Source organism: Angustibacter sp. McL0619 (assembly GCF_049994355.1).
Lineage (GTDB): Bacteria > Actinomycetota > Actinomycetes > Actinomycetales > Angustibacteraceae > Angustibacter.
The window spans coordinates 2,442,682-2,467,018 of the sequence record NZ_CP188257.1; the positions used below are offsets into that span (position 1 = coordinate 2,442,682).

Genomic DNA, 24,337 nt, shown 5'->3' on the forward strand with positions numbered 1-24,337 from the left:
GCGGATCGTTGCTCGCTCGGACCCATCGGTCGTAGCCTCCGAGCATGCTCTCGACGTTGACCCTGGCGGATGGGCGAACGCTCGAGCACCTGGACGCTGGTACCCCGGACGGCATCCCGTTGATCTTCTTTCATGGGACGCCCTCCACCGGAGGCCAAGGGGCAGTGGTGGCCGAGGCGGCGAGGTCTCACGGTGTGCGGTTGATCGCCCCTAGCCGTCCCGGTTACGGCGTCTCCACGATGAGCCCACCTGGGCTTGCGCGCACGGCCGACGACACGCTGGAGCTGGCAGACCGCCTTGGAATAGGCCGGTTCGCGCTGCTGGGTAGTTCGGGCGGCGGGCCGTTTGCCCTCGCGATGGCTGCCGCAGTGCCCGACCGGATAAGCGCCATCACTGTGCTCGCCTCCCCGGGCAACTACGCCGAGGTGAAGCCTGAGGTGCTCGGTGATGACGATCGCCGCGCCCTTGACCTCGCCGCAGCTGGCCGGTTCGAGGATGCGTTGGAGGTCATGAACACGGTCGCCGATGCCGACCTGCAGGGTCTGCGGGGGGTGTCTGCGGAGGAGTTCTCCGGGGCGATGGCGAAGATGGGTCCGCCCGGTGGAGGCTGGCTGAATCGTCACCCCGAACTGCTGAAGTTGTTCGAGGACGACTTCCGGAGAGCTATCACGACCTCGGACGGCATGTCGCGCGACAACCTGTCCTGGCTGCGCGAGTGGGACTTCGACCCGGCGTCGGTTTCCATCCGGGTGCAGCTCGTGTACGGCGAGTCCGATCGGATGGCGGAGGTGGCCCATGGTGAGTGGCTCCGCGACCACCTCCCCGATAGCGAACTGCGTGTCATCCCTGGAGATCATGGGGCGGTCGCCTTCGGCGCCGCGGAGCCATTCTTCGCAACACTCGCTACGAGCTAGATCCCGCGGCAGATCCCAACGCGGACAGCGATGTGAGTGCGATGCCAGGAGGGACCTGCAGTGGCGGATCCATCAGGTGGTGGACGTCGCTTAGGCCACGCTGCTTGCTTCGAGATAGGCCGGAAGTCCGCGGGCGCCTCGCAACGACCCGGCAAGAGGCTGGATGCGCGGGGTCGGCAGGGGGCGCCTCAGGGCGGCCGGTGATGCGGAACGGACGCAATCTAGGGTGGATAGCCACATGGATGGTCACATCAGGACCCATCTGGGACGTTTCGGAGGACACTCTGAGCACCGCCGGATCGAGTGAACTTGCAGGTCAGCAGGCAGATGGCGAGGTTTCACGCCGGCTCGACTCGTTAGCGGCCGTCCTGTGGGACATGGACGGCACCCTGGTTGACACCGAGCCGTACTGGATCGCCGAGGAGCACGACCTCGTCGAGAAGTACGGCGGTACCTGGACAGCGGAGCACGCGAAGGCGTTGGTGGGCAACGACCTGCGGGTGTCCGCCCGGTACATCCAGGAGCACGGGGACGTGCCGATCGGCGAGGACGAGATCGTCGACGTGCTGCTCGGCGGGGTGGTGCGTCGCATGCGTGAGCACGTGCCGTGGCGACCAGGCGCCCTCGAGCTGCTCGCGGCTCTGCGTGAGCAAGGCGTGCCCTGCGCCTTGGTCACGATGTCCTGGACGGCCCTGGCCGACACGTTCCTGGCCAGTGCACCCGCGGACACCTTCGCGGTGGTCGTCACCGGGGACCGAGTCGAACGCGGCAAGCCGCACGCCGACCCCTACCTGCGCGCCGCCGAGCTGCTCGGCGTGCCGGTCGCAAACTGCGTAGCCATTGAGGACTCGGTCACGGGCGTGACGTCTGCCGAGGCCGCCGGAGTACCCACCCTCGCGGTGCCGCACATCGTACCGGTCGCTGCGGCGCCTGGCCGCTCCCGGGCGCACTCGCTGGTCGAGCTGACCGTGCGCGACCTGGCTCGGATCGCCGCCGGAGAGACGATCGACCTGCTGCTCTGAAGGGCAGCAGGTCGACCAGCGTCCTCGGCTATTCGGTCCGGACGGCTACTCGGTCGTGACCGCCCGGATGATGTCCAGCTTGGACGCCCGCCAGGCCGGCCACAGCGCCGCCAGCAGGCCGACGATCCCGGCCAGCACGAACGTCGCGACCACCTCGCCCCAGGGCAGCGCCAACGTGTCCAGTCCCTGGTCGGCGAGCACCCGCTGCAGCAGGACCCCGAGCGTGAGCCCCAGCGCCGTGCCCATCACGGCACCGAACAGCGCGGTCAGGACGGCCTCGTTGCCGATCGTCCGGCGCAGCTGACGACGCGTCATCCCGACGGCGCGCAGCAGGCCGATCTCACGGGTCCGTTCGAACACCGACAGGGCCAGCGTGTTGATGATGCCCAGTGCGGCGATTACCACGGAGAGTCCCAGCAGCCCGTAGAGGATCCCGAGCAGCTGGTTGACCTGGGCCCGGTTGGCGGCCTTGAACTCGTCCCGGTCCTGCACGGAGATGACGAGCTGGGGCTTGACCAGCGCGGTCAGCTCAGAACGCACCTGCTCGCTGTCCGCGCCGGGCTCGGTCTTGACGAAGGCCGCATAGGAGACCTGGCTGGCCACCGGCACGGATTTCTCGTACAGCTCGCGGGGGATGAGCACCTGCGACCCGATGGCCTGCGTGTCGGCGTAGACCGCACCGACCCGCAGCTGCTGGTCGGTGCTCACTCCGACGGTGGCGTTCACGGTGTCCCCGACCGACAGGTGGTGATCGGTCGCGAACGTGTGCGAGATCGCCATCTGCCCCTGGTCCAGGGAGGTGATGTCACCGGCCTGGACGTCCAGCTGCACGGTCTGCGCCAGCCCCGAACCCGAGACGCCGGCCCCGGTCGTCGTCGTGTCGCCAATCTTCACCGGCACCAGCCCCTGGTCGACCACGGCTGCGACGCCGTCGAGCTGGGCGGCCTGGTCGGCGACCGCGTTGGGGAAGGGGGTGTTTCCACCGCTCAGCACGAAGTCAGCCTTGACCTGGTCGTCCACCAGCTTGTCGATGGACGCGTTGGTCGTTGCCGCGATCACCGCGAAGGCCGACACCAGTGCCAGTCCGATCATCAGCGAGATCGCCGTGGTCGCGGTGCGTCGAGGGTTGCGCAGGGTGTTGTCCCGGGCCAGCTTGCCGACGGTCCGGGACAGCTTCGCCCCCGGTGCCCCGATGACTCTCAGCACAGGGCGCGAGATCAGTGGCGCGGCGACGATCATGCCGATGAACGTCAGGAACGCGCCGAGGCCGAGCACCTTCGCCGCGTCGTTCCCCTCGAGTGCGGTGACGCCGTACGTCATCACACCCACGCCCACAGCCAGCGAGACGGCCCCGATGAGGCCGCGACGACGCAGGCTCTTCTCCGGCAGTGCGACCTCGTCGCGCATCGCGGCGACCGGCGAGATCCGCCCGGCGCGCCAGGCCGGCAACACCGCGCTGGCCACCGTGACGACGACCCCGATCGCGAAGCTCCAGACCACGGTCCGGGTGTGCACCGGCAGGCCGCTGTTGATCTCCAGGCCGAAGCTGCCGACGAGCAGCTGCAAGCCCTTGGCGAGCGCGATCCCGGCCAACAGTCCCAGCGCGCCGCCGGCGAGCCCGATGACCGACGCCTCGCCCAGGACCACTCGCATCACCTGGGCGCGGCGGGCACCGACGGCCCGCAACAACGCGAGCTCTCGGGTCCGCTGGGCCACCAGCATCGAGAAGGTGTTGAAGATGATGAACACACCGACCAGCAGGCTGATGAAGGCGAAGACCAGCAGGAACGTGTTGATGAAGCTGAGGCCCTCGGCGAAGGAGGACTTGGTCTCGGCCGCGAACTGAGCGCCCGTGATCGCCTCCTCGCCCTGCGGTAGCGTCGCCGCCACCCGGTCACGCAGCGTCTGCTGACTGACCCCTTCGTCCGCCCGTAACGTGATCGACTGGACCGTGCCGTCGGGTGCGAACCACTTCATGGCCGACGCCTCGTCGACCGTGACGATCGTCTGACCGGCCGAACCGCCGACGAACTCCTGCACCCCGACGATCTTGACCGGCTGCACCGTTCCGGCGACGACCAGCTTCGTCGAGTCACCGAGCTTGAGGCCGGCCTTCTCGAGCGTGGTCGCCTCGACCGCCACCTCGTCCGAGCTCGTCGGTCCGCGCCCCTCCTTCATCAGCAAGGACTCGTCGTCGGCGCGGAAGGCGAAGCCGAAGCTCGGCGCGCCACCGTTGCGCACGGCCGTGCCGTCCTTGCCAACCAGGACGGCGGTCCCGCCCAGGTCAGGCGTGGCGTCCCGCGCGCCGTCGACCTTCGCGAGCTCGTGGGCCTGCGACGCCTGCAGCGGCGTCCGCAGATCGCTGGAGTCGGCGACCCCCGAGTTCACCTTGGCGCCGCGCACGACGACGTCGGTGCCGGCGGTGGCGCCGTCCGAGATGCGGTCGAACGTGGACTTGAGGCTGTCACTGAGCACGAACGTGCCGGCCACGAACGCGACCCCGAGCATCACCGACAACGTGGTGAGCACGAACCGCAGCAGGTGGCCGCGCACTCCCTTGAGGGTCACTCGCAGCATCAGGACCGCCGCCCCGCGGCGTCGAAGCCCTTCATGCGGTCGAGCACGGCGTCGGCCGTCGGCTCGTGCATCTCGTCGACGATCTTGCCGTCAGCCAGGAACAGCGCGCGGTCTGCGTACCCGGCAGCGACCGGGTCGTGCGTGACGATCACGATCGACTGGCCGAACTCGTCCACCGAGCGCCGCAGGAAGCCGAGGATCTCGGCGCCGGCCCGCGAGTCCAGGTTTCCGGTCGGCTCGTCGGCGAACACGATCGCCGGGCGGCTCGCCAGCGCCCGGGCGCACGCCACCCGCTGCTGTTGGCCACCGGAGAGCTCGTTCGGCCTGTGATGCAGCCGGTCGCGCAGGCCGACGGTGTCGACCACGGTGTCGAACCAGGTCTGGTCGACCTTGGTGCCGGCGATGTCCATCGGCAGGGTGATGTTCTCGCGCGCGCTCAGCGTCGGCACCAGGTTGTACGACTGGAAGACGAAGCCGACCCGCTGACGACGCAGCTCGGTCAGGGCCTTGTCCTTCAGGCCAGCAACCTCCACCCCGTCGATGGTCACGCTCCCCTGCGTGGGGGTGTCCAGCGCCGCCATGCAGTGCATCAGCGTGGACTTGCCCGAGCCGGACGGCCCGAGGATCGCGGTGAACCGACCACGACCGAAGTCGACGTCCACCCCGTCCAGTGCGTGCACCTCGGCCTCGCCTCGCCCGTAGATCTTCACCAGACCACGCGCACTCGCGACCGCGTCGGTCGTCGTCTCCGCTACTGCCGGCACCTGCTCCACCTCAAGCCCCTCGTCCTTGGCGTTCACTTCGATGGCGACGTCGTCTTCGCGCGCCTGGTTCGTGCTCACGTTGGGAACCCCCGCTCCAGACCGCCCGACCGCCTCGCCGAGCAGCGAAACCCATCCTCGGCCACGACGCAGTCCTGGCGCGAGGGGGTATCACCCTGGCTCGACCCTGAGCCGGACCCTGACGCCTAGTCGCTGGCGGCGGCGTCCTGCCCGGTGAAGCGTGGGTCCAACGCGCGCTCGAGGGAGTGCTCGGGCAGCGGCGGGGGAGTGCCACCCCAGGCGGGACAGATCGCCTGGTGGTCGCACCAGTCGCAAAGCCGGCCCCGGTTGGGGCGCCAGTCGCCCGTCGCCGCTGCACGCTCGATGGCCGCCCAGAGCGCCTTGACCTTGCGCTCGGTGGCGAGCAGATCGGCCTCGTCAGGTTCGTAGCGCAGGATCTGACCGTCGCCGAGGTACACCAGCTGGAGCAGCCTGGGCACAACGCCGCGGGTGCGCCACAGCACGAGGGCGTAGAAGCGCATCTGGAACAGCGCCTTGATCTCGAAGTGCTCCGAGGGGGAGCGACCGGTCTTGTAGTCCACCACCCGCAGCGCTCCGGTCGGTGCGACGTCCAACCGGTCGACGTAGCCGCGCAGCACCAGGCCGTCGTCCAGCGTGGTCTCGACGTACAGCTCGCGCTCCGCCGGCTCGAGGCGGGTCGGGTCCTCCAGGTCGAACCAGCGCGCGACCAGCTCGTCCGCGGAGCCCAGCCACTCCGCCAGCGCGGCGCCGTCGTCGTCCGGGAACAGCGTGGCGAGCTCGGGGTTCGCCTCGACCAGCCCCTCCCACTGCGGGCGAAGCAGCCCCCGGGCTGCCTCTACGGTGCGCTCACCGGCAGGCAGGTCGAACAACCGCTCGAGCACGGAGTGCACAACGGTGCCCCGGACCGCCGCCGGCGAGGGCGCCTCGGCCAAGCGGTCCACGACGCGGAAACGGTAGAGCAGCGGGCAGTGCATGAAGTCCGCAGCGCGGCTCGGAGACAGCGCGGCGCGCAGCGCGGTCGGCGCATCAGCAGCGGTCTCGGTCATGAGCGTGACTCTAGGCGGCGGGTCCGACAACCGTCCGCGCGACAGGCGGGCGGCCCACGGTTCCAGCGCGGGCACCTACCATCGGGGCGTGAACAACCGTCCCGGGCTCCAGCTGGCGCGGGTCGCTGGATTCCCGGTCTACCTCGCGCCCTCCTGGTTCGTCATCGCCGCGCTGGTCGTCGTCCTGTTCGCACCGCAGGTCGAGGTATCGGCGGGACTGCGGCCACCGCAGACGTATCTGGTCGCGGCCGCCTACGCGCTCCTGCTGCTCGCCTCGGTCCTGGTGCACGAGCTGGCGCACGCCTTCACCGCCCGTGCCGTCGGGCTGCCGGTCGAGCAGGTGGTCGCGGACCTGTGGGGCGGGCACACCCAGTTCAGCCAGGAGGCGCCCGACCCCGGACGCAGCGCCCTGGTCGCGGTCGCCGGTCCACTCAGCAACGCGGTGCTCGCCGGTATCGGGGTGCTGGTTCTGCCCGGCACAGACGGCGAGGTCACCCGGCTGCTGGTCGTGGCCGGCATCTACGCCAACGCGTTCGTCGCGGCGTTCAACCTGGCTCCCGGCCTGCCGCTGGACGGCGGGCGGCTGGTCGAAGCGGCCGTCTGGGCCGTCAGCCGACGCCGCTGGGCCGGCACCCTGGTCGCCGGCTGGTGCGGCCGCGTGGTCGCGGCCGGGGTCGTGCTCTGGCTGGTGCTGCTGCCGTTGCTGGACAACCGCCGGCCGACCGCGTTCGGCGTGGTGTGGGCCGTACTCGTGGCCGGGCTGCTCTGGCGCGGAGCCTCCGGTGCGGTCGAGCTGGGTCAGGTGCTGCGTTCGGCGCAGCGGCTGGACCTGGGCAGCTACCTGGAACCGGCCCGCGCGCTACCGCTGGCGAGCACGGGCTGGCGTCCGGCCCCGTCCGGCGGCCACGTGGTCGCACTGGACGAGCACGGTCGTCCGGTCGGCATCCTGCGAATGCAGGACGCGATGCGGCACGTCGGCGGCCAGCAAGCACCCGGACCCCAGACACCGCTGTCCGCCGTGATGACCGTGCTGCCCTCCGTCGTCGTGGTGCCCGCCGACCTGTCCGGGGAGGGCGTCTTGCGCACGCTGGCCACGAACGGCGCCCACGTACTGGTCGCGGTGGACCCCACGGGGCACGTCGTCGGGGTCGCGGACGCGCAGCGGTTGGCGCACGCCCTCACCGGTCGCCCGTAGACTCGCCCGCCATGACCACCGCCACTGGCGCCAGCCGGCGCCGAGGCCCCTTCGCGTTCGGCGACCGGGTCCAGCTCACCGACCCGAAGGGGCGGCTGCACACCATCACGCTGCTGCCGGGCCGCCAGTTCCACACGCACGCCGGCTGGTTCGCGCACGAGGCGGTGGTCGGGCAGCCGGAGGGCAGCGTCGTGGTCAACACGGCCGGCGTGCAGTACCTCGCGCTGCGCCCACTGCTCGCCGACTACGTGCTGTCGATGCCTCGCGGCGCGGCGGTCGTCTACCCCAAGGACGCGGGGCAGATCGTGGCCATGGCGGACGTCTTCCCGGGCGCGACGGTGGTGGAGGCCGGGGTCGGCTCGGGAGCCCTGACCATGTCGCTGCTGCGAGCCGTCGGCGACACCGGGCGGCTGATCAGCATCGAGCGGCGGGCCGACTTCGCGGACATCGCGCGCGGCAACGTCGAGGAGTTCTTCGGCGGCCCGCACCCCGCCTGGCAGCTCGAGCGCGGCAGCTTCCAGGAAGCGCTCGGCGAGCTGACCGAGCCGAGCTCGGTGGACCGCGTCGTGCTCGACATGCTCTCGCCCTGGGAGTGCCTGGACGCGGCCGCGGAAGCGCTCGTGCCTGGCGGCGTGCTGGTCTGCTACGTCGCCACCGTCACCCAGCTGTCCAGGGTCACCGAGGCGGCCAGGGAGCACGGCTGCTTCACCGAGCCGTCCGCGTGGGAGTCGCTGGTCCGCGGCTGGCACCTCGAGGGGCTCGCCGTGCGTCCCCAGCACCGGATGGTCGGTCACACTGGGTTCCTCGTCACTGCCCGCCGGCTGGCCGACGGGGTCGCCCCGCCCGAGCGCCGTAGGCGCCCCGCGAAGGGCACGTCGGACGACGAGTGGACCGCGGAGGACCTGGGCGAGCGGCCGATCTCCGACAAGAAGGTCCGACGAGTACGACGTGACATCGGCGTTTCTGGGTCGGTCGAGGACACCTCCTCGGGTTAGGGTCAAGTCGTGGGTCCCTAGTGGGGGAGGTGCGACATGACGGACAACGACTCCGGCGGACGCTCGCCGGCCGACCTGCTGCGGCAGGTTCACGCGCTCGAGGACGAGATCGCTGTGCTGCGTCGCAGGGTGGCCACGTCGCCGGACCGGGTGCACGCACTCGAGGCGCGGCTGTCGCAGCTGCAGACGTCTCTGGAGACGACGACGTCGCAGAACGAGCGGCTCGTGCGCACCTTGAAAGAGGCGCGCGACCAGATCATCACACTGAAGTCCGAGGTCGACCGACTGGCGCAGCCGCCGTCCGGTTTCGGAACCATCGTCGAGGTCGGCCCCGAGGGGACGGTCGACGTGCTCACCGGCGGGCGCAAGATGCGTGTCGCGGTGAGCCCGACGGTTGACGAGCTCGACCTGGTCCCAGGTCGCGAGGTTCTGCTCAACGAGGCGCTGAACGTCGTCCAGGCCCGCGGGTTCGAGCGGGTCGGCGAGGTCGTGCAGCTCAAGGAGATCCTCGGTGAGGACCGCGTCCTGGTGGTCGGCCACGCCGACGAGGAGCGTGTCGCCCGGGTGGCGGACGCGCTGCGCGAGCACAAGATGCGGATCGGTGACGGTCTGCTGATCGACGCGCGTGCCGGGTTCGTGTACGAGCGGATCCCCAAGGCCGAGGTCGAGGAGCTCGTCCTGGAGGAGGTCCCGGACATCGCCTACGAGGACATCGGTGGGCTGGGGAACCAGATCGACCAGATCCGGGACGCCGTCGAGCTGCCGTACCTGCACCCCGAGCTGTTCCGCGAGCACCACCTGCGCCCACCCAAGGGCGTCCTGCTGTACGGACCGCCCGGCTGCGGCAAGACGCTGATCGCGAAGGCGGTCGCCTCGTCGTTGGCCCGCAAGGTCGCCGAGCTCACCGGCCAGCCGTTGGGAAAGTCGTACTTCCTGAACATCAAAGGCCCGGAGCTGCTCAACAAGTATGTCGGCGAGACCGAGCGGCACATCCGGCTGATCTTCCAGCGGGCCCGGGAGAAGGCCTCGGACGGAACGCCCGTCGTGGTGTTCTTCGACGAGATGGACTCGCTGTTCCGCACCCGTGGCTCGGGGGTCAGCTCGGACGTCGAGACCACCATCGTTCCTCAGCTGCTGTCCGAGATCGATGGTGTCGAGCGGCTCGAGAACGTCATCGTGATCGGGGCATCGAACCGCGAGGACATGATCGACCCGGCCATCCTGCGCCCAGGACGGCTGGACGTGAAGATCAAGATCGAGCGCCCTGACGCCGAGGCGTCGCGGGACATCTTCACCAAGTACCTGACGGCCGACCTGCCGCTGCACGAGCGTGACCTCGCCGAGAACGGCGGCTCCCCGCAGGCGACGGTCGAGGCGATGATCCAGCGGACCGTCGAGCGGATGTACTCCGAGATCGACGAGAACCGCTTCCTGGAGGTCACGTACGCCAACGGCGACAAGGAGATCCTGTTCTTCAAGGACTTCAACTCCGGCGCCATGGTGCAGAACATCGTGGACCGCGCGAAGAAGTCGGCCATCAAGGACTTCCTGACCACGCAGCAGCGCGGCATCCGGGTCGAGCACCTGCTGGACGCGTGCATCGACGAGTTCAAGGAGAACGAGGACCTGCCGAACACCACCAACCCGGACGACTGGGCCCGCATCTCCGGCAAGAAGGGCGAGCGAATCGTCTACATCCGTACGCTGATCACCGGCAAGCAGGGCACCGAGCCGGGCCGGGCGATCGACACGGTGGCCAACACCGGCCAGTACCTGTGAGCCCGCACACCTGAGCTGACACGCCCTCCACCTGCTTGCTGGGACCGGGCCCACGTGCCACGGTGACCCGGTGCCTCCGTCCGGATCAGCAGCCCCCACGTCCCGCGTCGCACTAGTGACCGGGGCCGGTCGGGGTATCGGACGCGCCGTCGCGCTCCGGCTGAGCGAGGCCGGGGTGCCTGTCGCACTCACTGCGCGCAGCACCGCTGAGCTCGAGGAGACGGCCCATGCGTGCGCCGGGCCAACGCTGGTGATCCCGGCCGACCTCACCGCGGACGGTGCGGTCGAGGAACTCTTCGGCCGGGTCGAGTCCGACTGGGCCGCGGTGACGGACCTGGTGCTCAACGCCGGCGCCGGCGTCTCGGCCCGGGTCGAGAAGACCAGTGACGAGGACTGGCAACGCATGCTCGACCTGAACCTGACAGCACCCTTTCGCTGCCTTCGGCGCGCGCTGCCTGCCATGCGGGCCGGCGGGTACGGGCGCGTCGTGGCGGTGGCCTCGATCGCCGGCCGGGTCGGTGAGCCGTACATCTCCGCCTACACGGCGAGCAAGCACGGACTGATCGGTCTGGTGCGTTCGGCGGCCGCCGAGGTCGCCCGGGACGGAGTCACCGTGAACGCGGTCTGCCCCGGCTACGTGGACACCCCGATGACCGACGCGACGATTCGCGGCATCGTCGAGGCAACCGGCCGCACCCTGGAGCAGGCCCGAGAGGCGTTGGCACGCAAGCAACCCACCGGCCGGCTGGTCACCCCGCAGGAGGTGGCGGACGTCGTCCTGCTCTGCCTCGGCAATGCGTCCATCACCGGTCAGGCCATCAACGTGGACGGAGGGGCGGTCCAGTCATGACGCTCGAACGAGTCAACCCGCCGTCCCTGGCGGCGCCGAGTGGGTTCTCGCACGCCGTGGTCGGCACGGGCAAGGTCGTGGTGCTGGCCGGTCAGACCGCCTTGGACGCCGACGGGCGGGTGGTCGGGACGGATGTCGTCCAGCAGTTCGAGCAGTCGCTGGCCAACCTCCTGGCTGCGCTCGAGGCGGCTGGTGGGCGTCCGGACCAGCTCGCCGGTCTGACCATCTACAGCGTCGACCTGGCCGACTACCGGGAGCACGCCCGCGACATCGGCCGGGTCTGGCGCCGGCTGGTCGGCACCGACTACCCGGCGAGCGCCGGGATCGGGATCTCCCGGCTGTGGGACGAGGAGGCGCTGGTCGAGCTGCAGGGCATCGCGATCATCTGACGCCTGGCTGCCCGGGGTCAGCGACCGTTGGCCCGCAGCACGGCGCCGAGGTGGCGGTGGGCAGGGTCCGCCAGCCTGGCCTGCAGATCCTCGAACAGCTGACCGGCACGTGCGCCGGGCCACCTGTCCGGCAGCACCGCGAGCGGAAGTCCTGGGTCCAGGTACGGCAGGCGACGCCACGCGGTGAGCGCGGTGACGTAGTCGGCGAACGCCTCGCAGTCGTTGATGATGCGCCGTCGCTGCCAGCGTCGCAGCACGGGGGAGAAGGCAGCAGTGAACTCCTCGTACATGCCGGACAGGCCGTCCAGCTCCCACCACTTGGCGACCTCGGCGCGCAGGTCCCCGAAGGCGACGTGGTCGGCGCGGAACAGGTCGACGTACTCGGTCAGCTCGTGCCGGGCCAGGACGTCGCGGGTCTCAGCGGCCAAGTGCGACGGCGCGATCCAGACCCCGGCTGAGACCGTGCCGAAGCCGAGCCAGGTCAGGCGCGAACGGAGCTGGTGGCGGCGCCGGCGCTCGGACTCGGGGACGCTGAACACCGCGAGCACCCACCCGTCGTCGTGGCCGGCCCGGACCCGACGGAAGATCCGCTGGTCGCCTTCGGCGAGGATGCTGCGCCCGGTGGCGGAGAGCTCGTAGCCGGCCACGCCCGCACGACTGTTCGCGATCAGCACCCCACGCCGCTTGAGCCGTGAGATCGCGGACCGGACGGCGGGCTCCTCGACGCCGACCCCCTCCAGCAGCCGTACCAGGGTGGAGACGGCCAGCCAGCCGGAGGTCTCGCGCGCGTACAGCCCGTAGACGGTCACGATGAGGGCGCGAGGCTGTTGGGCCGGCAGTCGAGTCGCTCTCGCGTGGCCGTCGGTCGTCACGGGAGCACGATAGCGGTGACCTCGCGGGTCGGCGCGTCGTGTCGTGGTCTCTTGATTGTCGTCACGTTGTAGTCATACTGGGCAGGTGACGCCACAGGGTCCGACCGCTGCCGGCACGGCGGCCTCGCACACGGCTGGGCTCGCGCCGTCCGCCCACGTGGACACCTTCTGCCGCGACCACCTGCCTGCAACCCAGCAGTGGCCGGAGCTCATCTTCGACCTCCCGGACGTGCAGTACCCGGCAAGGTTGAACTGTGCGGTCGAGCTGCTCGACCGGACGATCGCCGAGTACGGTACCGACCGGGCGTGCCTCGTGGCACCCGACGGCACCCGGTGGAGCTACGGCGAGCTGGCCGACCAGGTGCGCCGGGTTTCGCGGGTGCTGGTGGACGAGCTGGCCGTCGTCCCGGGCCAGCGGGTGCTGCTGCGCGGACCCAACAACCCGTGGCTGGTGGCGTGCTGGTTCGCGGTGCTGCGTTGCGGTGCGGTGGCGGTCACCACGATGCCGCTGCTGCGGGCCGGGGAGCTGTCCACGATCCACGAGATCGCCCAGCTCGACCTCGCCCTGTGCGACGACCGCTTCACCGACGACCTGCGCGCGGCGAACCTCGACGTGCCGGTGGTCACCTTCGGCGGGACGGACCCACAGGACCTGGTCCAGCGCGCGCAACGACACGTCGGCGAGCACACGGCGGTGGACACGGCGGGGGACGACGTCGCCCTGCTGGCGTTCACCTCCGGCACCACTGGGCGCCCGAAGGCCACCATGCACTTCCACCGCGACGTCCTGGCCAACGCCGACACCTTCGCCAAGCACTTGCTCAAGCCGACGCCCGAGGACGTGTTCACCGGGACGCCACCGCTCGCCTTCACCTTCGGCCTGGGCGGTCTGGTGGTGTTCCCGTTGCGGGTCGGCGCCAGCACCCTGTTGATCGAGAAGGCGTCGCCGGACCAGCTGGCCGACCTCGTCGAGTCGCACGGCGTCACCGTCTGCTTCACCGCCCCGACGGCGTACCGGGCCATGCTCACCGCGGGTCGCCTGGACCGGCTGTCATCGCTGCGTCGCTGCGTCTCGGCGGGCGAGCACCTGCCTGCGGCCACCTGGCAGGCCTTCTACGACGCCACCGGGATCAAGATCATCGACGGGCTCGGCGCGACCGAGATGCTGCACATCTTCGTCTCGGCCGCGGACGACGACATCCGGCCCGGGTCCACCGGCCGCGCCGTCCCCGGATACCAGGTCACCGTGCTCGACGCCGACGGCAACGAGCTGCCGGCCGGGCAGGTCGGACGGCTCGCCGTACGCGGTCCGACCGGGTGCCGGTACCTGTCCGACGACCGCCAGGCCGTGTACGTGCAGAACGGGTGGAACATCACCGGCGACACCTACCTGCGCGACGAGGACGGCTACTTCTGGTACCAGGCGCGCAGCGACGACATGATCATCTCGGCCGGGTACAACATCGCCGCCCCGGAGGTCGAGGAGGCGCTGATGAGCCACCCGGACGTCGCCGAGGTGGCCGTCATCGGCATGCCGGACGTCGACCGCGGCCAGCTCGTCACAGCCTTCGTCGTGCTCAACGAGGACGTCGTCGCCGATCCCGCTCTGGTGCACGCGCTGCAGGACCACGTCAAGGCGGTGATCGCGCCGTACAAGTACCCGCGTCGGATCGAGTTCGTCTCCGAGCTGCCCCGCACCAGCACGGGCAAGCTGCAGCGGTTCCGGCTGCGGCGCTAGATCGCAGCCGGTCAGTCGCCCTCGCGCAGCAGCTCGCGCGCGATGATGCCGAGCTGAACCTCGGAGGCGCCCTCGTAGATCCGCGGCGCCCGCACCTCGCGGTAGAGGTGCTCGAGCAGGTGACCGCGTTCGAGAGCTCGGGCGCCGTGGATCTGCACGGCGGAGTCCACCACCCACTGCGCGGTTTCGGTGGCGGCCAGCTTGGCCATCGCGGCCCGGGTGCTGACCCCGATGCGACCAGCGTCGTAGGCCGCAGCGGCCTGGTAGACGAGCAGCCGGGCGGACTGCGTCCTGGTGGCCATCTCGGCCAGCCGGTGCGCGACCGACTGCTGCTGAGCCAGTGGCAGCCCGAACGCGACCCTGCCCCGGGCGTGCCGCACGCTCGCGTCCAGCGCGGCCTGGGCCATCCCTACCGCGAACGCCCCGACGCTCGGGCGGAACAGGTCGAGCGTGCGCATCGCCACCGCGAACCCGCGGTCCGGTTCGCCCAGCAGCTCGTCGGCCGAGACCCGCACGCCGTCCAGCTCCAGCCGCCCGATGGGGTGTGGTGAGAGCAGGTCCAGCGACTGGCCACTGACTCCGGCCCGGTCGCCTGGGACGACGAACCCGCTGACGCCGCGCGCCCCGGCGCCGGGCGTGGTCCGGGCGAACACCGTGTAGACGTCCGCCTGCGGCGCGTTCGAGATCCACATCTTGGTGCCGGTCAGTCGCCAGCCGTCCCCGTCCCGCTCCGCCCGCAGGCTCAGGGCCGCGGCATCGGAGCCGGCCTCGGGCTCGGTCAGCGCGAAGGCGGCGACCGCCTCGCCGCTGGCCACCCTTGGCAGCCACGTGCGGACCTGGGTCTCGGTCCCGCTCTGCAGCACCGGGTAGGCCCCTAGGCCCTGCAGCGCGAGCGCGGTCTCGGCCTCAGTGCTCTCCCTGGCCAACGCTTCGCGCAGCAGGCACAGGTCGAAGGCTGCGGCCTCCCGGCTGAGCACTCCATCGTCCGAGCTCTTCGGTGCCGCCGGGCCGAAGCCGGGAAAGAGCCGAGCCAGCAGGCCGAGGTCGCCCATGGCGCGCAGCAGCGGCCGGTTGACGACGCCGGGCTCACCCGCCTCGACCAGGGGCAGCAGATCCTGCGCCGCACGCTCGCGGGCCCACTCGGCCAGCGCGCGCTGGTCTGGCTCCAAGTCCCAGGCAACCACCGGTCAGCGCCCCATCCACTGCGGGTCGCGACCCTGGCTGAACGCCTCGTAGAACTCGCGGTAGTCCTCGCCGGTCATCAGCAGGGCCTGCGTGACGGCCTCCAGCTCGACGGCCGCGGACAGGCTCATGTCCAGCTCGCGGGACAGCAGCGCCTTGGTCTGGGCATAGGCGTGGGTGGGGCCGTCAGCGAGCCGCCGGGCCAGTTGCGCCGCGACCTCGCCGGCCGTGCCGTCCTCGACCAGCCGGGTCACCAGACCCCACCGCTCCGCCTGCTCGGCGGGCAGGGTGTCGCCCAGCAGCAGCAGCTCGCTGGCCCGACCGAGGCCTACCAGCCGGGGGAGCAGATAGGCGGCGCCCATGTCGGCGCCGGCCAGTCCCACCTTGGTGAACAGGAAAGCGAAGCGGGCCGACTGCTCGACCACCCGCAGGTCGCTGGCCAGTGCGAGTACCGACCCGGCGCCCGCCGCGACCCCGTGCACCGCGGCGATCACCGGCACCGGGCACTCACGCAGCAGCCGGACGACCTCGCCGGTCATCCGGGTGAAGGCCAGCAGCTCGGCGTGGCCCATCTCCAGCGTGCGTCCGATGATCTCGTGCACGTCGCCGCCGGAGCAGAACGCCCGGCCCTCGCCACGCAGCACGAGCACCCGGGTGTCGCCGCGGTGCGGGAGCTCGGTCAGCAGGTCACGCAGGTCGGCGTAGACCTCGAAGGTCAAGGCGTTCAGCCGGTCCGGCCGGTCGAAGGCGATCGTGCAGACCCCTTCGTCCCAGCTCACCCGGAAGTGCTTCCAGTCCGAGGTGAGCGGGGCCGAGCCACGAAACGCACTCACGGGCAGTCCTCCTCGACACGGTGATGCGAGATAGCGTATCCATGACTAGCGTCAAGATGGCGCAATAGGGGCGAGGATTGTCGGTGGAGGACAGCATGCGCATCGCGGTCGTCGGTGGCGGGCCAGGCGGGCTGTACCTCGCCGCGCTGGTCAAGCAGCTCCGGCCGGACCACCAGGTGACCGTCTGGGAGCGCAACGCGCCCGACGACACCTTCGGGTTCGGCGTCGTCTTCTCCGACCAGACTCTCGGCGGCATCGAGCAGGCCGACCCGGTGGTGCACGCGGCGATGGAGCGCGAGTTCGCCCGCTGGGACGACATCGACATCCACGTCAAGGGCGAGGTGATCACCAGCGGGGGACACGGCTTCGCCGCGATGAGCCGACTGCGGCTGCTCCAGATCCTGCAGGCGCGCTGCCGGGAGCTCGGCGTCGAGCTGCTCACCAGCACCCTGGCACCGGACGTCGAGGACCTGTCGGCCACCCACGACCTCGTCGTCGCGGCGGACGGCGTCAACTCCGCCACCCGCACCCGTTGGGCCGACGAGTTCGGTGCGAGCACCGAGACGCGCCAGTGCCGATACATGTGGCTGGGCACCGATCGGGTGCTGGACGCCTTCACCTTCGTCGTGCGCGAGACCCCGCACGGCGTCATGCAGGTGCATGCCTACCCCTACGACGACAGCGGCAGCACCTTCATCGTGGAGATGCGCGACGAGGTCTGGCGCGCGGCCGGTTTCGACCGCGACGTGAGCGGGCTCGCGGTCGGCCAGTCCGACGAGGAGTCGATCGCGGCCGTCCGTGAGCTGTTCGGCGACCTGCTGGACGGTTACCGGGTCAAGGGCAACAACTCGCGCTGGGTCAGCTTCGGCACCGTGCGGACCAGCACCTGGCGGCGCGGCAACGTCGTCCTGCTCGGCGACGCCGCGCACACCGCGCACTTCTCGATCGGGTCCGGCACGAAGCTGGCGATGGAGGACGCGCTGGCGCTGGCCGCGTGCCTGCACGAGCAGCCGAACGTCGAGGCGGCGCTGGAGGCGTACGAGACCGAGCGCCGTCCGGTGGTGCTGTCCACCCAGCGCGCCGCGCAGGCCAGCCTGGAGTGGTTCGAGAACCTCGGCCAGTACCTGGACCAGGACCCGGTGCAGCTCGCGTTCAACATCCTGACCCGCAGCCGTCGGGTCACCTACGACGAGCTGCGGCTGCGCGACCCGGAGTTCGTCGCCGCGGCAGACGCCTGGTTCGCCGGTGCCACCAAGCAGGCCGGGCACGGTGACGGCGAGGTCCGGCCGCCGATGTTCCAACCGCTGCGGCTGCGCGGGCTCGAGCTCGCCAACCGCGTCGTCGTCTCGCCGATGGACATGTACGTCGCCCAGGACGGCGTGCCGGGGGACTTCCATCTCGCCCATCTGGGCGGCAAGGCCCTCGGTGGGGCGGGGCTGGTGATGACCGAGATGGTCTGCGTCTCGCCGCGAGGCCGCATCTCGCCCGGCTGCTGCGGACTGTGGGACGACGAGCAGCAGCAGGCGTTCAGCCGCATCACGGCGTTCGTGCACGAGCACTCCGATGCGGCGATCGGGTTGCAGCTGGGGCACTCTGGGCGCAAGGGGTCCACCCGGCTGATGTGGGAGGGGATCGACGAGCCGCTGCCCGAGGGCAACTGGCCCGTCGTGGCGCCGTCCGCGCTGCCGTACCGCCAGGGCGTCAACCAGGTGCCGGCCGAGCTCACCCACGCCGAGATGGACGACATCAAGGCTGAGTTCGTCGCCGCGGCCCGCCGCGGGGTCGCCGCCGGGTTCGACCTGCTCGAGCTGCACTGTGCCCACGGCTACCTGTTGTCCAGCTTCATCTCACCGCTGACCAACTTGCGCCAGGACGAGTACGGCGGCGACCTGGCGGCGCGGCTGCGCTACCCGCTGGAGGTCTTCGCGGCCGTCCGAGCGGTCTGGCCGGACGACCGTCCGGTCACCGTCCGGATCTCGGCGACCGACTGGGTGGACGGTGGCACCGACGTCGAGGACGCGGTGCTGGTCGCGCAGGCGTTCGCCGAGGCCGGCGCGGACGCAGTGGACGTCTCGACCGGCCAGGTGACTGCGACGGAGCGGCCGGCCTTCGGGCGCTCGTACCAGACCCCCTTCGCCGACGCGGTGCGCAACCGCTCGCAGATCGCCACCGTCGCGGTGGGGGTCATCTCGTCCTTCGACGACGTGAACTCGATCCTGCTGGCCGGGCGGGCCGACCTGTGCGCGCTCGGCCGAGCCCACCTGTACGACCCCAGCTGGACGCTGCACGCGGCCGCCGAGCAGGGGTACGCGGGGGACGGCGCCCGCTGGCCGTTGCCCTGGCAGGCCGGCAACCGCCGTCCGCAGACGGGGCGGACCGACGGGCCACCGCCGCGACTCGCGCTGGTCCGGTCCGGGGAGACGGGCACCCGGCACCGCCGCTGGCGGCCGGTTCAGTCGTGACGAGGGTGGTCGTCCAGCCACTCGCCGTCGACGAGGTGGCGGCGCAGGGCTCCGGCCAGCCAGGGCAACGCATCCGCCGGCAGGGCTGACGGGTCGAACCAGCCGACCTCGGAGCACTCGCTCACCGGTCGCGGCTCGCCCTGCCATGTTCTGGTCAGGAAGAAGAAGTCCGTGCCGCGATGCGGTCCGTCCACGTAGCGGGTGACTCCGATGGGTCGCAACCGGGCCACGTCCACCTGGACGCCGACCTCCTCGAGCAGCTCTCGCGCTGCTGCTGCGGGCAGCGACTCGTGGTCCTGCACGTGCCCGCCGGGCAGGCCCCATCGACCGCTGGCATAGGAGACGCCGTCTCTGCGAGCGAGCAGGATCCGGCCATCCGCTCGGTGCAGCACGGTCCAGGACACCAGGTGGTTCTCCAGCGGCGCCTCGCCGCTGCCGGACAGGCGCACGGACATGAACACCTTGTCCCAGCGCTGGTCTTGGACCGCGACGAAGCCCGGCAGGCGACCGTAGGTGGCGAATCCCGCTGACTCGTACAGCGCGATCGCAGCCGTGTTGTCGCCGCGGACGTCGAGCGTGAGCACCTCCACCCCCGCGGCGGTCGCGGACGTCACCAGCTCGCGCAGCAGGCGACGTCCGAGGCCACGGCCGCGGTGGTCGGTGCGCACCACGACGCGCTCCAGATCGGCGTGCGGCCGGTGCGTCGGTCGGGCGTATCGGCGCCAGTAGCCGAAGCCGACCAGCTGGTCGCCGGCCCACTGCAGGGCCACGCCGGCGTCGCCTTTCTCGACGTCGACCAGTACCAGACCCAGCAGGGATTCGACCTCGGCCTGCTCCGGTGGGTCGACCCAACCGAGCGCCGCGCCACCAGCCACCGCCGCACGCAGCAACGTACCCACCGCCAGGCGGGTGGCTGGGTCACTCAGCTCAGCAGCCGACGAGAGCGCGCTCATCGGCGTGCTCGCAGCACCAGGGCGGCCACCAGCCGCCAGCCCAGCAGCAGCACCGCGAGGACGACAGTGGCGACCAGCACGAACGAGGCAGCCGTTCCGGCACCGGTGGCCCGCCGCAGCAGCATCCCGAGCACGACGGCGCCGAGCCAGACCGCGACGCCCACCGGCCACACGACTGTCGGGCGGCGCCAGGCGCGAGACATGCCCCACCCGGCCAGGACGCCGACCAGGAACGGCCAGGCGACCTCGAGCACACCGGTCAGCGCGGTGCCCTCGTCGTGGCTGCGGCGGCCGACCGCAGCGAACACCAGCACGGCCACCAGGTCGAGCGCGAGGAGCCCCGGCGTCGCTCTCACAGCATTTTCCGCAGGAACTGGGCGATCTCCGCGATCGGTGCGTCGCCGCTGGCCGCGGCCCCGGGAAAGGACAGGAAACCGTGCGGGACGTCGTGGTACTCGGTGTACCGGACGGCGACCCCGGCCTCGCGCAACGTGTGCGCGTACCGGCGTCCGTCGTCCACCAGCGGGTCGTGGTCCGCGGTCTGGATGAGCGCCGCCGGGAGGCCGTCCAGGGCCGCCGCATGCAGCGGCGAGAACCGTGGGTCGCGGCGGTCACCGGCTGGGTTGTACCGCGCGACGTAGTCCAGCACCTTGCGCTTGGTCAGGATCGGCGCATGCGCGAACGTGTCGAGGGAGGGCGAGGAGAGGGTGCCGTCGAGCCCGGGGTAGACCAGCACCTGCGCGGTGATCGTCGGTCCGCGGTCGCGGGCGAGCAGGCAGACCACGGCGGCGAGGCCGCCCCCGGCGCTGTCGCCCGCGACGGCCACCCGTTCCGGGTCGACCCCCCAGCGCGCCGCCTGCTGCACCGCCCACCGGGTCGCCTCGTCGCAGTCCTCGACGGCTGCCGGGAACGGGTGCTCCGGCGCGAGCCGGTAGTCGACCGAGACCACCACCGCCGAGACCCGCGAGGCGATCTGGCCGCAGACCGCGTCGAAGCCTGGCACGGACCCGGTGACCCAGCCGCCGCCGTGGAAGTAGAGCACCAACGGCCGACCTGCGGCCGAGCCGGCCGGGGAGTAGACGCGCACCCGCAGGCTCCCGGCAGGGGTGGTTGCCTGCTCGTCGTGCCAGGTCACGTCGCGCGGCACGCGGCCGAAGATCAGGCTGAGCGGGAACCAGTGCGGGGGCCGGAGCAGCCGGGCCCGCTCGATCTGGCGCAGCGACTTCTCGGACAGCGGGGAGCCGCTGAGCCGGTCGACGACGGCGCAGAACGCCCTGGTGCGCCAGGGCAGGCTCATCGGCCGCCCTCGGCGGTTCCCCGGGCAGCGCGCTCGGTCAGGTACCGCTCGAGGGCGGCACGACCGTCCGGGATCATCGGCCGCCCGGGGTCGGCCATCAGGTCGCGGACGGCGGTGAGGGTCAGCCACTCGCCGCGCGCCACCTCCTCGGGCTGGTGCACGATCGGCCCGTGGCGCTCGGGACCCTCCCAGCGGGCCACGAAGGCCACGGCCAGCTCGTGGATCCGGTCGTCGCGGAACCACGCGGTGAACAGCGGCTCGAGGCTGATGTCGTGCACCCCGAGCTCCTCGGTCAGCTCTCGCGCAGCGGCTTCGTTGGGGTCCTCACCAGCTCGGACGACGCCACCGGCCCACGCGTCCCAGGTGCCCGGGTAGACGTCCTTGGTGTCCGTTCGCTGGTGCACGTAGATCCGACCGTGCGCGTCCGTGAGCAGGACGGCGGTGGCTGCGTGCGGCAGGTTGCGCGCACGCACCTGGGACCGCGGGGCGGACCCCACCACTCGGCCGTCGTCGTCGTCCGGGTCGTAGATCGCGACCAGCTCGTCGGCGCTCACCTTGGTGACCCTATGCGAGCCCTGCGCGGACGCCGACGGCGCGGACCGTAGGCTCGCGGTGTGAGCGTGCGACGGGTGATGGGGATCGAGACCGAGTACGGCGTCTCCGAACCCGGTGCGCCGGACGCGAACCCGATGCTGATGTCCGGACAGGTCGTCAACGCTTACGCGCAGCCGCTGGGCAACCGCGCCGGTCGCGCCAGGTGGGACTACGAGGACGAGGCGCCGCTGCGCGACGCGCGCGGCTTCGAGATGAGCAGGGCGCTGGCCGATGCCTCCCAGCTCACCGACGAGGAGGACCCGACCCTCGCCAACGTGATCCTGACCAACGGTGCACGGCTCTACGTCGACCACGCGCACCCCGAGTACAGCTCGCCCGAGGTGATGAGCCCGCGGGACGCGATCCGCTGGGACAAGGCCGGCGAGCGGATCATGGACGCCGCGGTGCGCTCCATCGCGGCGTCGCCGGGCCTGAGCCCGGTGAACCTGTACAAGAACAACACCGACGGCAAGGGCTCGTCGTACGGCACGCACGAGAACTACCTGATGAGCAGGGCCACGCCGTTCGCCGACATCGTGCGGCACCTGGTGCCGTTCTTCGTGTCCCGGCAGGTCTTCTGCGGGCAGGGCCGGGTGGGCATCGGGCAGCAGAGCGAGTCCGCCGGCTACCAGCTCACCCAGCGTGCCGACTTCTTCGAGGTCGAGGTGGGTCTGGAGACGACGCTCAAGCGGCCGATCGTGAACACCCGCGACGAGCCGCACGCGAGCGCGGACAAGTACCGGCGGCTGCACGTCATCATCGGGGACGCGAACCTCGCCGAGGTCGCCACGCTGCTCAAGATGGGCACCACCTCGCTGGTGCTGAGCATGGTCGAGGACCGTGCGCTGCACCGCGACCTCACAGTGGACCGGCCGGTGCAAGCGCTGCGCGCCGTGTCGCACGACCCGTCGCTGAAGGGGTTGGTCACGCTGCGGGACGGGACCAAGCTGACCGCCGTCCAGCTGCAGTGGGCCTACCTCGAGCAGGCCAGGGCGTACGTGGACGACCGGTTCGGCCAGGACGCGGACGCCGACACCGTCGAGGTGCTGGACCGTTGGGAGTCCGTGCTCACCCGGCTGGAGCGCGACCCGATGCTCTGCGTGCGAGAGCTGGACTGGGTGGCCAAGCTCAGTCTGCTGCAAGGTTTTCGGGACCGTGAGGGCCTGGAGTGGGACCACCCGCGGCTGGGCCTGATCGACGTCCAGTACACGGACGTCCGGCCCGAGAAGGGGCTGTACCACCGACTGGTCGCCCGCGACCGCGTCGAGCGGCTGATCGGCGACGACGCGGTCGCGTCGGCGGTGGAGGACCCGCCCGAGGACACCAGGGCGTACTTCCGTGGGCGCTGCCTGGCCAAGTACGGCAAGGACGTCGCGGCCGCCTCGTGGGACTCGGTGATCTTCGACATCCCGGGCCGGGACTCGTTGCAGCGCATCCCGATGCTGGAGCCGGCCCGCGGTGGCCGCGACGTCGTCGGCGCCCTGATCGATGCCAGCGACACCGCCGAGGAGCTCATGGCCGCGCTGGCGGCCCGCTGACGCCGACGGGTTCACGTTCGGCGGCGCGTAGCCGGTGGGCCTCGGCGGCGACCGGCGTGACCACGATCGCGGCGAGCGGGAACAGTGCTACGGCACCGAAGCCGACGGCGTAGCCGCTGGCCCCGACCAGCGCGCCGAGCAGCGGCGGCGCGGCCGACGCGACCACGTTCTGCGCGGTGTTCTGGATGCCCAGGGCGCGTCCGGCCCACTGCGACCCGGCGATCTCGGCCGTCGCGGTGAAGGCCAGCCCGTTGTCGGCGACGGTGACGACGGCGCCGACGGCCAGCCCCGCGACCGCGAGCCAACTCGACCACTGGTCGCCGGCCGCGACCACGAGCATGACGGCAGCACTGGCCACGGCGAGCTGTCGCATCGGCCGCAGCCGACTGCCGACGCGGTCGGACCAGACGCCGGTGCCGATCCGTCCAACGGCACCGCAGACCTGGAGCACCGCGACGAACCCGCCCGCGGCGGCCACCGGCCAGTCCTGCCGGCGGACCAGGTACTCGACGGAGAAGGCTGCGATCGCGAACTGGGGGAGGACCAGCAGTGCGCTGGCAGTGTGCAGCCGCCACAGCACCGGCTCGCGGTAGGGCGAAAGCGGCTTGGCCGCGGTCGGGTCGAGCGGGGTCCGGGCCGGGTCGGCGGCGAGGGTCACGACGAGCACCGCCGCCAGCGCGCACAGCGACGCGGGGAACAGCAGCGACCGGCTCACCCCGACGTCCTTCGCGAGGGTGGGAAGGGCGGCTGCGGCGATCGCGACGCCCAGGGGCTGAGCCGTCTGCCGGATGCCCATGGCCAGCCCGCGCTGGTCGCGGGGGAACCAGCCCATGACGAGGCGGCCGCTGGCCGCGTTCACGCTGGCGCCGCCGACACCGGCCACGAAGAGGCCGACAGCGCTGCCGCGCACACCGAGGTCGGCCAGGCCGACGACGCTGCTGGACACCACGGCGACGACGAGCCCGCTGGCCATCACGACCCGCTCGCCGTACCGGTCGGCCAACGCACCCCAGGCGATCAGCGAGACAAGCAGCCCGGCGATCGGGGCAGAGACCAGCAGGCCGGCTCGGGCCAGCGACAGCCCCTCCTGGTCACGCAGCGCGGGCACCAGGAAGGGCATGCCGTAGACCAGGCTGGACGCCGCCGTCTGGGCGAACAGCCCGACCGCGAGGACCAGCCAGCGCTGCCTGGTGGGTGCCACGGCCGTCCATTCACTGAGATTCGATTCTTAGCATCTGGACTCTAGCCCGGATCCGGAGGCCGGCGCAGGGCCGGTTCGCCACGTGAGATGTCAATGG

The 24,337-nt window shown here is 71.2% G+C and carries 21 protein-coding genes; 10 read left to right on the forward strand and 11 right to left on the reverse strand.

The window, feature by feature from the left end; all coding sequences use genetic code 11:
- Positions 1-44: 44 nt before the first annotated feature.
- Together ACPPVT_RS11285 and ACPPVT_RS11290 are read left to right on the forward strand one after the other, a co-directional pair.
- Complete coding sequence (locus ACPPVT_RS11285; protein ID WP_426560258.1) at positions 45-914, forward strand: alpha/beta fold hydrolase; 870 nt, start codon at positions 45-47, stop codon at positions 912-914.
- A 377-nt stretch (positions 915-1,291) separates the two neighbouring features.
- Positions 1,292-1,936 (forward strand): HAD family hydrolase, encoded by a 645-nt coding sequence (locus ACPPVT_RS11290; RefSeq protein WP_426560260.1) that lies wholly within the window; start codon positions 1,292-1,294, stop codon positions 1,934-1,936.
- Positions 1,937-1,981: 45 nt separating this feature from the next.
- Here ACPPVT_RS11290 and ACPPVT_RS11295 read toward each other — a convergent pair whose 3' ends face one another.
- The 3 genes from ACPPVT_RS11295 to ACPPVT_RS11305 all read right to left on the reverse strand — a co-directional run bounded on the left by ACPPVT_RS11295 (position 1,982) and on the right by ACPPVT_RS11305 (position 6,362).
- Positions 1,982-4,513 (reverse strand): ABC transporter permease, encoded by a 2,532-nt coding sequence (locus ACPPVT_RS11295; RefSeq protein ID WP_426560262.1) that lies wholly within the window; start codon positions 4,511-4,513, stop codon positions 1,982-1,984.
- On the reverse strand, positions 4,513-5,286 hold the full coding sequence (locus tag ACPPVT_RS11300) for an ABC transporter ATP-binding protein (protein ID WP_426567130.1): 774 nt from the start codon (positions 5,284-5,286) through the stop codon (positions 4,513-4,515). The genes ACPPVT_RS11295 and ACPPVT_RS11300 overlap by 1 nt, the downstream gene beginning before the upstream one ends.
- A 194-nt stretch (positions 5,287-5,480) precedes the next feature.
- Positions 5,481-6,362 (reverse strand): RecB family exonuclease, encoded by an 882-nt coding sequence (locus ACPPVT_RS11305; protein WP_426560265.1) that lies wholly within the window; start codon positions 6,360-6,362, stop codon positions 5,481-5,483.
- An 88-nt stretch (positions 6,363-6,450) separates the two neighbouring features.
- Between ACPPVT_RS11305 and ACPPVT_RS11310 the strand changes: the two genes are divergently transcribed.
- The 5 genes from ACPPVT_RS11310 (at position 6,451) to ACPPVT_RS11330 (ending at position 11,570) form a co-directional block, all read left to right on the forward strand.
- Positions 6,451-7,557: a site-2 protease family protein gene (locus ACPPVT_RS11310; RefSeq protein ID WP_426560267.1), complete on the forward strand. Its 1,107-nt coding sequence runs from the start codon at positions 6,451-6,453 to the stop codon at positions 7,555-7,557.
- A gap of 11 nt (positions 7,558-7,568) precedes the next feature.
- Positions 7,569-8,552: a tRNA (adenine-N1)-methyltransferase gene (locus ACPPVT_RS11315; protein ID WP_426560269.1), complete on the forward strand. Its 984-nt coding sequence runs from the start codon at positions 7,569-7,571 to the stop codon at positions 8,550-8,552.
- Between the two features lie 36 nt (positions 8,553-8,588).
- Positions 8,589-10,331: a proteasome ATPase gene (gene arc, locus ACPPVT_RS11320; RefSeq protein ID WP_426560271.1), complete on the forward strand. Its 1,743-nt coding sequence runs from the start codon at positions 8,589-8,591 to the stop codon at positions 10,329-10,331.
- 70 nt (positions 10,332-10,401) lie between these two features.
- Positions 10,402-11,181: an SDR family NAD(P)-dependent oxidoreductase gene (locus tag ACPPVT_RS11325; protein ID WP_426560273.1), complete on the forward strand. Its 780-nt coding sequence runs from the start codon at positions 10,402-10,404 to the stop codon at positions 11,179-11,181.
- Positions 11,178-11,570 (forward strand): RidA family protein, encoded by a 393-nt coding sequence (locus tag ACPPVT_RS11330; RefSeq protein ID WP_426560275.1) that lies wholly within the window; start codon positions 11,178-11,180, stop codon positions 11,568-11,570. The genes ACPPVT_RS11325 and ACPPVT_RS11330 overlap by 4 nt, the downstream gene beginning before the upstream one ends.
- A 17-nt stretch (positions 11,571-11,587) precedes the next feature.
- Here ACPPVT_RS11330 and ACPPVT_RS11335 read toward each other — a convergent pair whose 3' ends face one another.
- Complete coding sequence (locus ACPPVT_RS11335; RefSeq protein ID WP_426560277.1) at positions 11,588-12,442, reverse strand: PaaX family transcriptional regulator; 855 nt, start codon at positions 12,440-12,442, stop codon at positions 11,588-11,590.
- Between the two features lie 85 nt (positions 12,443-12,527).
- Here ACPPVT_RS11335 and ACPPVT_RS11340 point away from each other — a divergent pair, with 85 nt between their 5' ends.
- On the forward strand, positions 12,528-14,180 hold the full coding sequence (locus tag ACPPVT_RS11340; protein WP_426560279.1) for an AMP-binding protein: 1,653 nt from the start codon (positions 12,528-12,530) through the stop codon (positions 14,178-14,180).
- Positions 14,181-14,191: 11 nt separating this feature from the next.
- Here the strand turns inward: ACPPVT_RS11340 and ACPPVT_RS11345 are convergent, their stop codons facing one another.
- Positions 14,192-15,364, reverse strand: a complete 1,173-nt coding sequence (locus ACPPVT_RS11345) for an acyl-CoA dehydrogenase family protein (RefSeq protein ID WP_426560280.1) — start codon at positions 15,362-15,364, stop codon at positions 14,192-14,194.
- 3 nt (positions 15,365-15,367) lie between these two features.
- On the reverse strand, positions 15,368-16,195 hold the full coding sequence (locus ACPPVT_RS11350) for an enoyl-CoA hydratase family protein (protein WP_426560282.1): 828 nt from the start codon (positions 16,193-16,195) through the stop codon (positions 15,368-15,370).
- Between the two features lie 95 nt (positions 16,196-16,290).
- Here ACPPVT_RS11350 and ACPPVT_RS11355 point away from each other — a divergent pair, with 95 nt between their 5' ends.
- A complete protein-coding gene (locus tag ACPPVT_RS11355; RefSeq protein ID WP_426567131.1) occupies positions 16,291-18,657 on the forward strand; it encodes a bifunctional salicylyl-CoA 5-hydroxylase/oxidoreductase in 2,367 nt (788 codons plus the stop codon).
- On the opposite strand, the gene ACPPVT_RS11360 is transcribed toward ACPPVT_RS11355, so the two are convergent.
- The 4 genes from ACPPVT_RS11360 to ACPPVT_RS11375 are packed head-to-tail and all read right to left on the reverse strand — an operon-like array spanning position 18,648 to position 21,461.
- The gene (locus ACPPVT_RS11360; protein ID WP_426560284.1) at positions 18,648-19,610 is read right to left on the reverse strand and encodes a GNAT family N-acetyltransferase; all 963 of its coding nucleotides are present in this window, start codon (positions 19,608-19,610) and stop codon (positions 18,648-18,650) included. The genes ACPPVT_RS11355 and ACPPVT_RS11360 overlap by 10 nt on opposite strands.
- Positions 19,607-19,966 carry a DUF3054 domain-containing protein gene (locus ACPPVT_RS11365; protein WP_426560285.1) on the reverse strand — a complete coding sequence of 120 codons (360 nt, stop codon included), beginning with the start codon at positions 19,964-19,966 and terminating at the stop codon, positions 19,607-19,609. The genes ACPPVT_RS11360 and ACPPVT_RS11365 overlap by 4 nt, the downstream gene beginning before the upstream one ends.
- On the reverse strand, positions 19,963-20,907 hold the full coding sequence (locus tag ACPPVT_RS11370) for an alpha/beta hydrolase (protein WP_426560287.1): 945 nt from the start codon (positions 20,905-20,907) through the stop codon (positions 19,963-19,965). The genes ACPPVT_RS11365 and ACPPVT_RS11370 overlap by 4 nt, the downstream gene beginning before the upstream one ends.
- Entirely contained in the window at positions 20,904-21,461 is a 558-nt protein-coding gene (locus ACPPVT_RS11375) for an NUDIX hydrolase (RefSeq protein WP_426560289.1), read from the reverse strand. The genes ACPPVT_RS11370 and ACPPVT_RS11375 overlap by 4 nt, the downstream gene beginning before the upstream one ends.
- A gap of 60 nt (positions 21,462-21,521) precedes the next feature.
- On the opposite strand from ACPPVT_RS11375, the gene dop reads away from it, so the two are divergent.
- Positions 21,522-23,039 carry a depupylase/deamidase Dop gene (gene dop / locus ACPPVT_RS11380; protein ID WP_426560291.1) on the forward strand — a complete coding sequence of 506 codons (1,518 nt, stop codon included), beginning with the start codon at positions 21,522-21,524 and terminating at the stop codon, positions 23,037-23,039.
- Here dop and ACPPVT_RS11385 read toward each other — a convergent pair.
- Positions 23,014-24,240: an MFS transporter gene (locus ACPPVT_RS11385; RefSeq protein ID WP_426560293.1), complete on the reverse strand. Its 1,227-nt coding sequence runs from the start codon at positions 24,238-24,240 to the stop codon at positions 23,014-23,016. The two genes, dop and ACPPVT_RS11385, sit on opposite strands and share 26 nt — an antisense overlap.
- Positions 24,241-24,337: the final 97 nt, after the last annotated feature.

What these genes read in the sequence shown, in the direction of transcription:
- ACPPVT_RS11285 (WP_426560258.1), top strand. Translation starts at nt 45, where the DNA reads ATGCTCTCGACGTTGACCCTGGCGGATGGGCGAACGCTCGAGCACCTG.
- ACPPVT_RS11290 (WP_426560260.1), top strand. Translation starts at nt 1,292, where the DNA reads ATGGACGGCACCCTGGTTGACACCGAGCCGTACTGGATCGCCGAGGAG.
- ACPPVT_RS11295 (WP_426560262.1), bottom strand. Translation starts at nt 4,513, where the DNA reads ATGCTGCGAGTGACCCTCAAGGGAGTGCGCGGCCACCTGCTGCGGTTC.
- ACPPVT_RS11305 (WP_426560265.1), bottom strand. Translation starts at nt 6,362, where the DNA reads ATGACCGAGACCGCTGCTGATGCGCCGACCGCGCTGCGCGCCGCGCTG.
- ACPPVT_RS11315 (WP_426560269.1), top strand. Translation starts at nt 7,569, where the DNA reads ATGACCACCGCCACTGGCGCCAGCCGGCGCCGAGGCCCCTTCGCGTTC.
- arc (WP_426560271.1), top strand. Translation starts at nt 8,589, where the DNA reads ATGACGGACAACGACTCCGGCGGACGCTCGCCGGCCGACCTGCTGCGG.
- ACPPVT_RS11330 (WP_426560275.1), top strand. Translation starts at nt 11,178, where the DNA reads ATGACGCTCGAACGAGTCAACCCGCCGTCCCTGGCGGCGCCGAGTGGG.
- ACPPVT_RS11355 (WP_426567131.1), top strand. Translation starts at nt 16,291, where the DNA reads ATGCGCATCGCGGTCGTCGGTGGCGGGCCAGGCGGGCTGTACCTCGCC.
- ACPPVT_RS11360 (WP_426560284.1), bottom strand. Translation starts at nt 19,610, where the DNA reads ATGAGCGCGCTCTCGTCGGCTGCTGAGCTGAGTGACCCAGCCACCCGC.
- ACPPVT_RS11370 (WP_426560287.1), bottom strand. Translation starts at nt 20,907, where the DNA reads ATGAGCCTGCCCTGGCGCACCAGGGCGTTCTGCGCCGTCGTCGACCGG.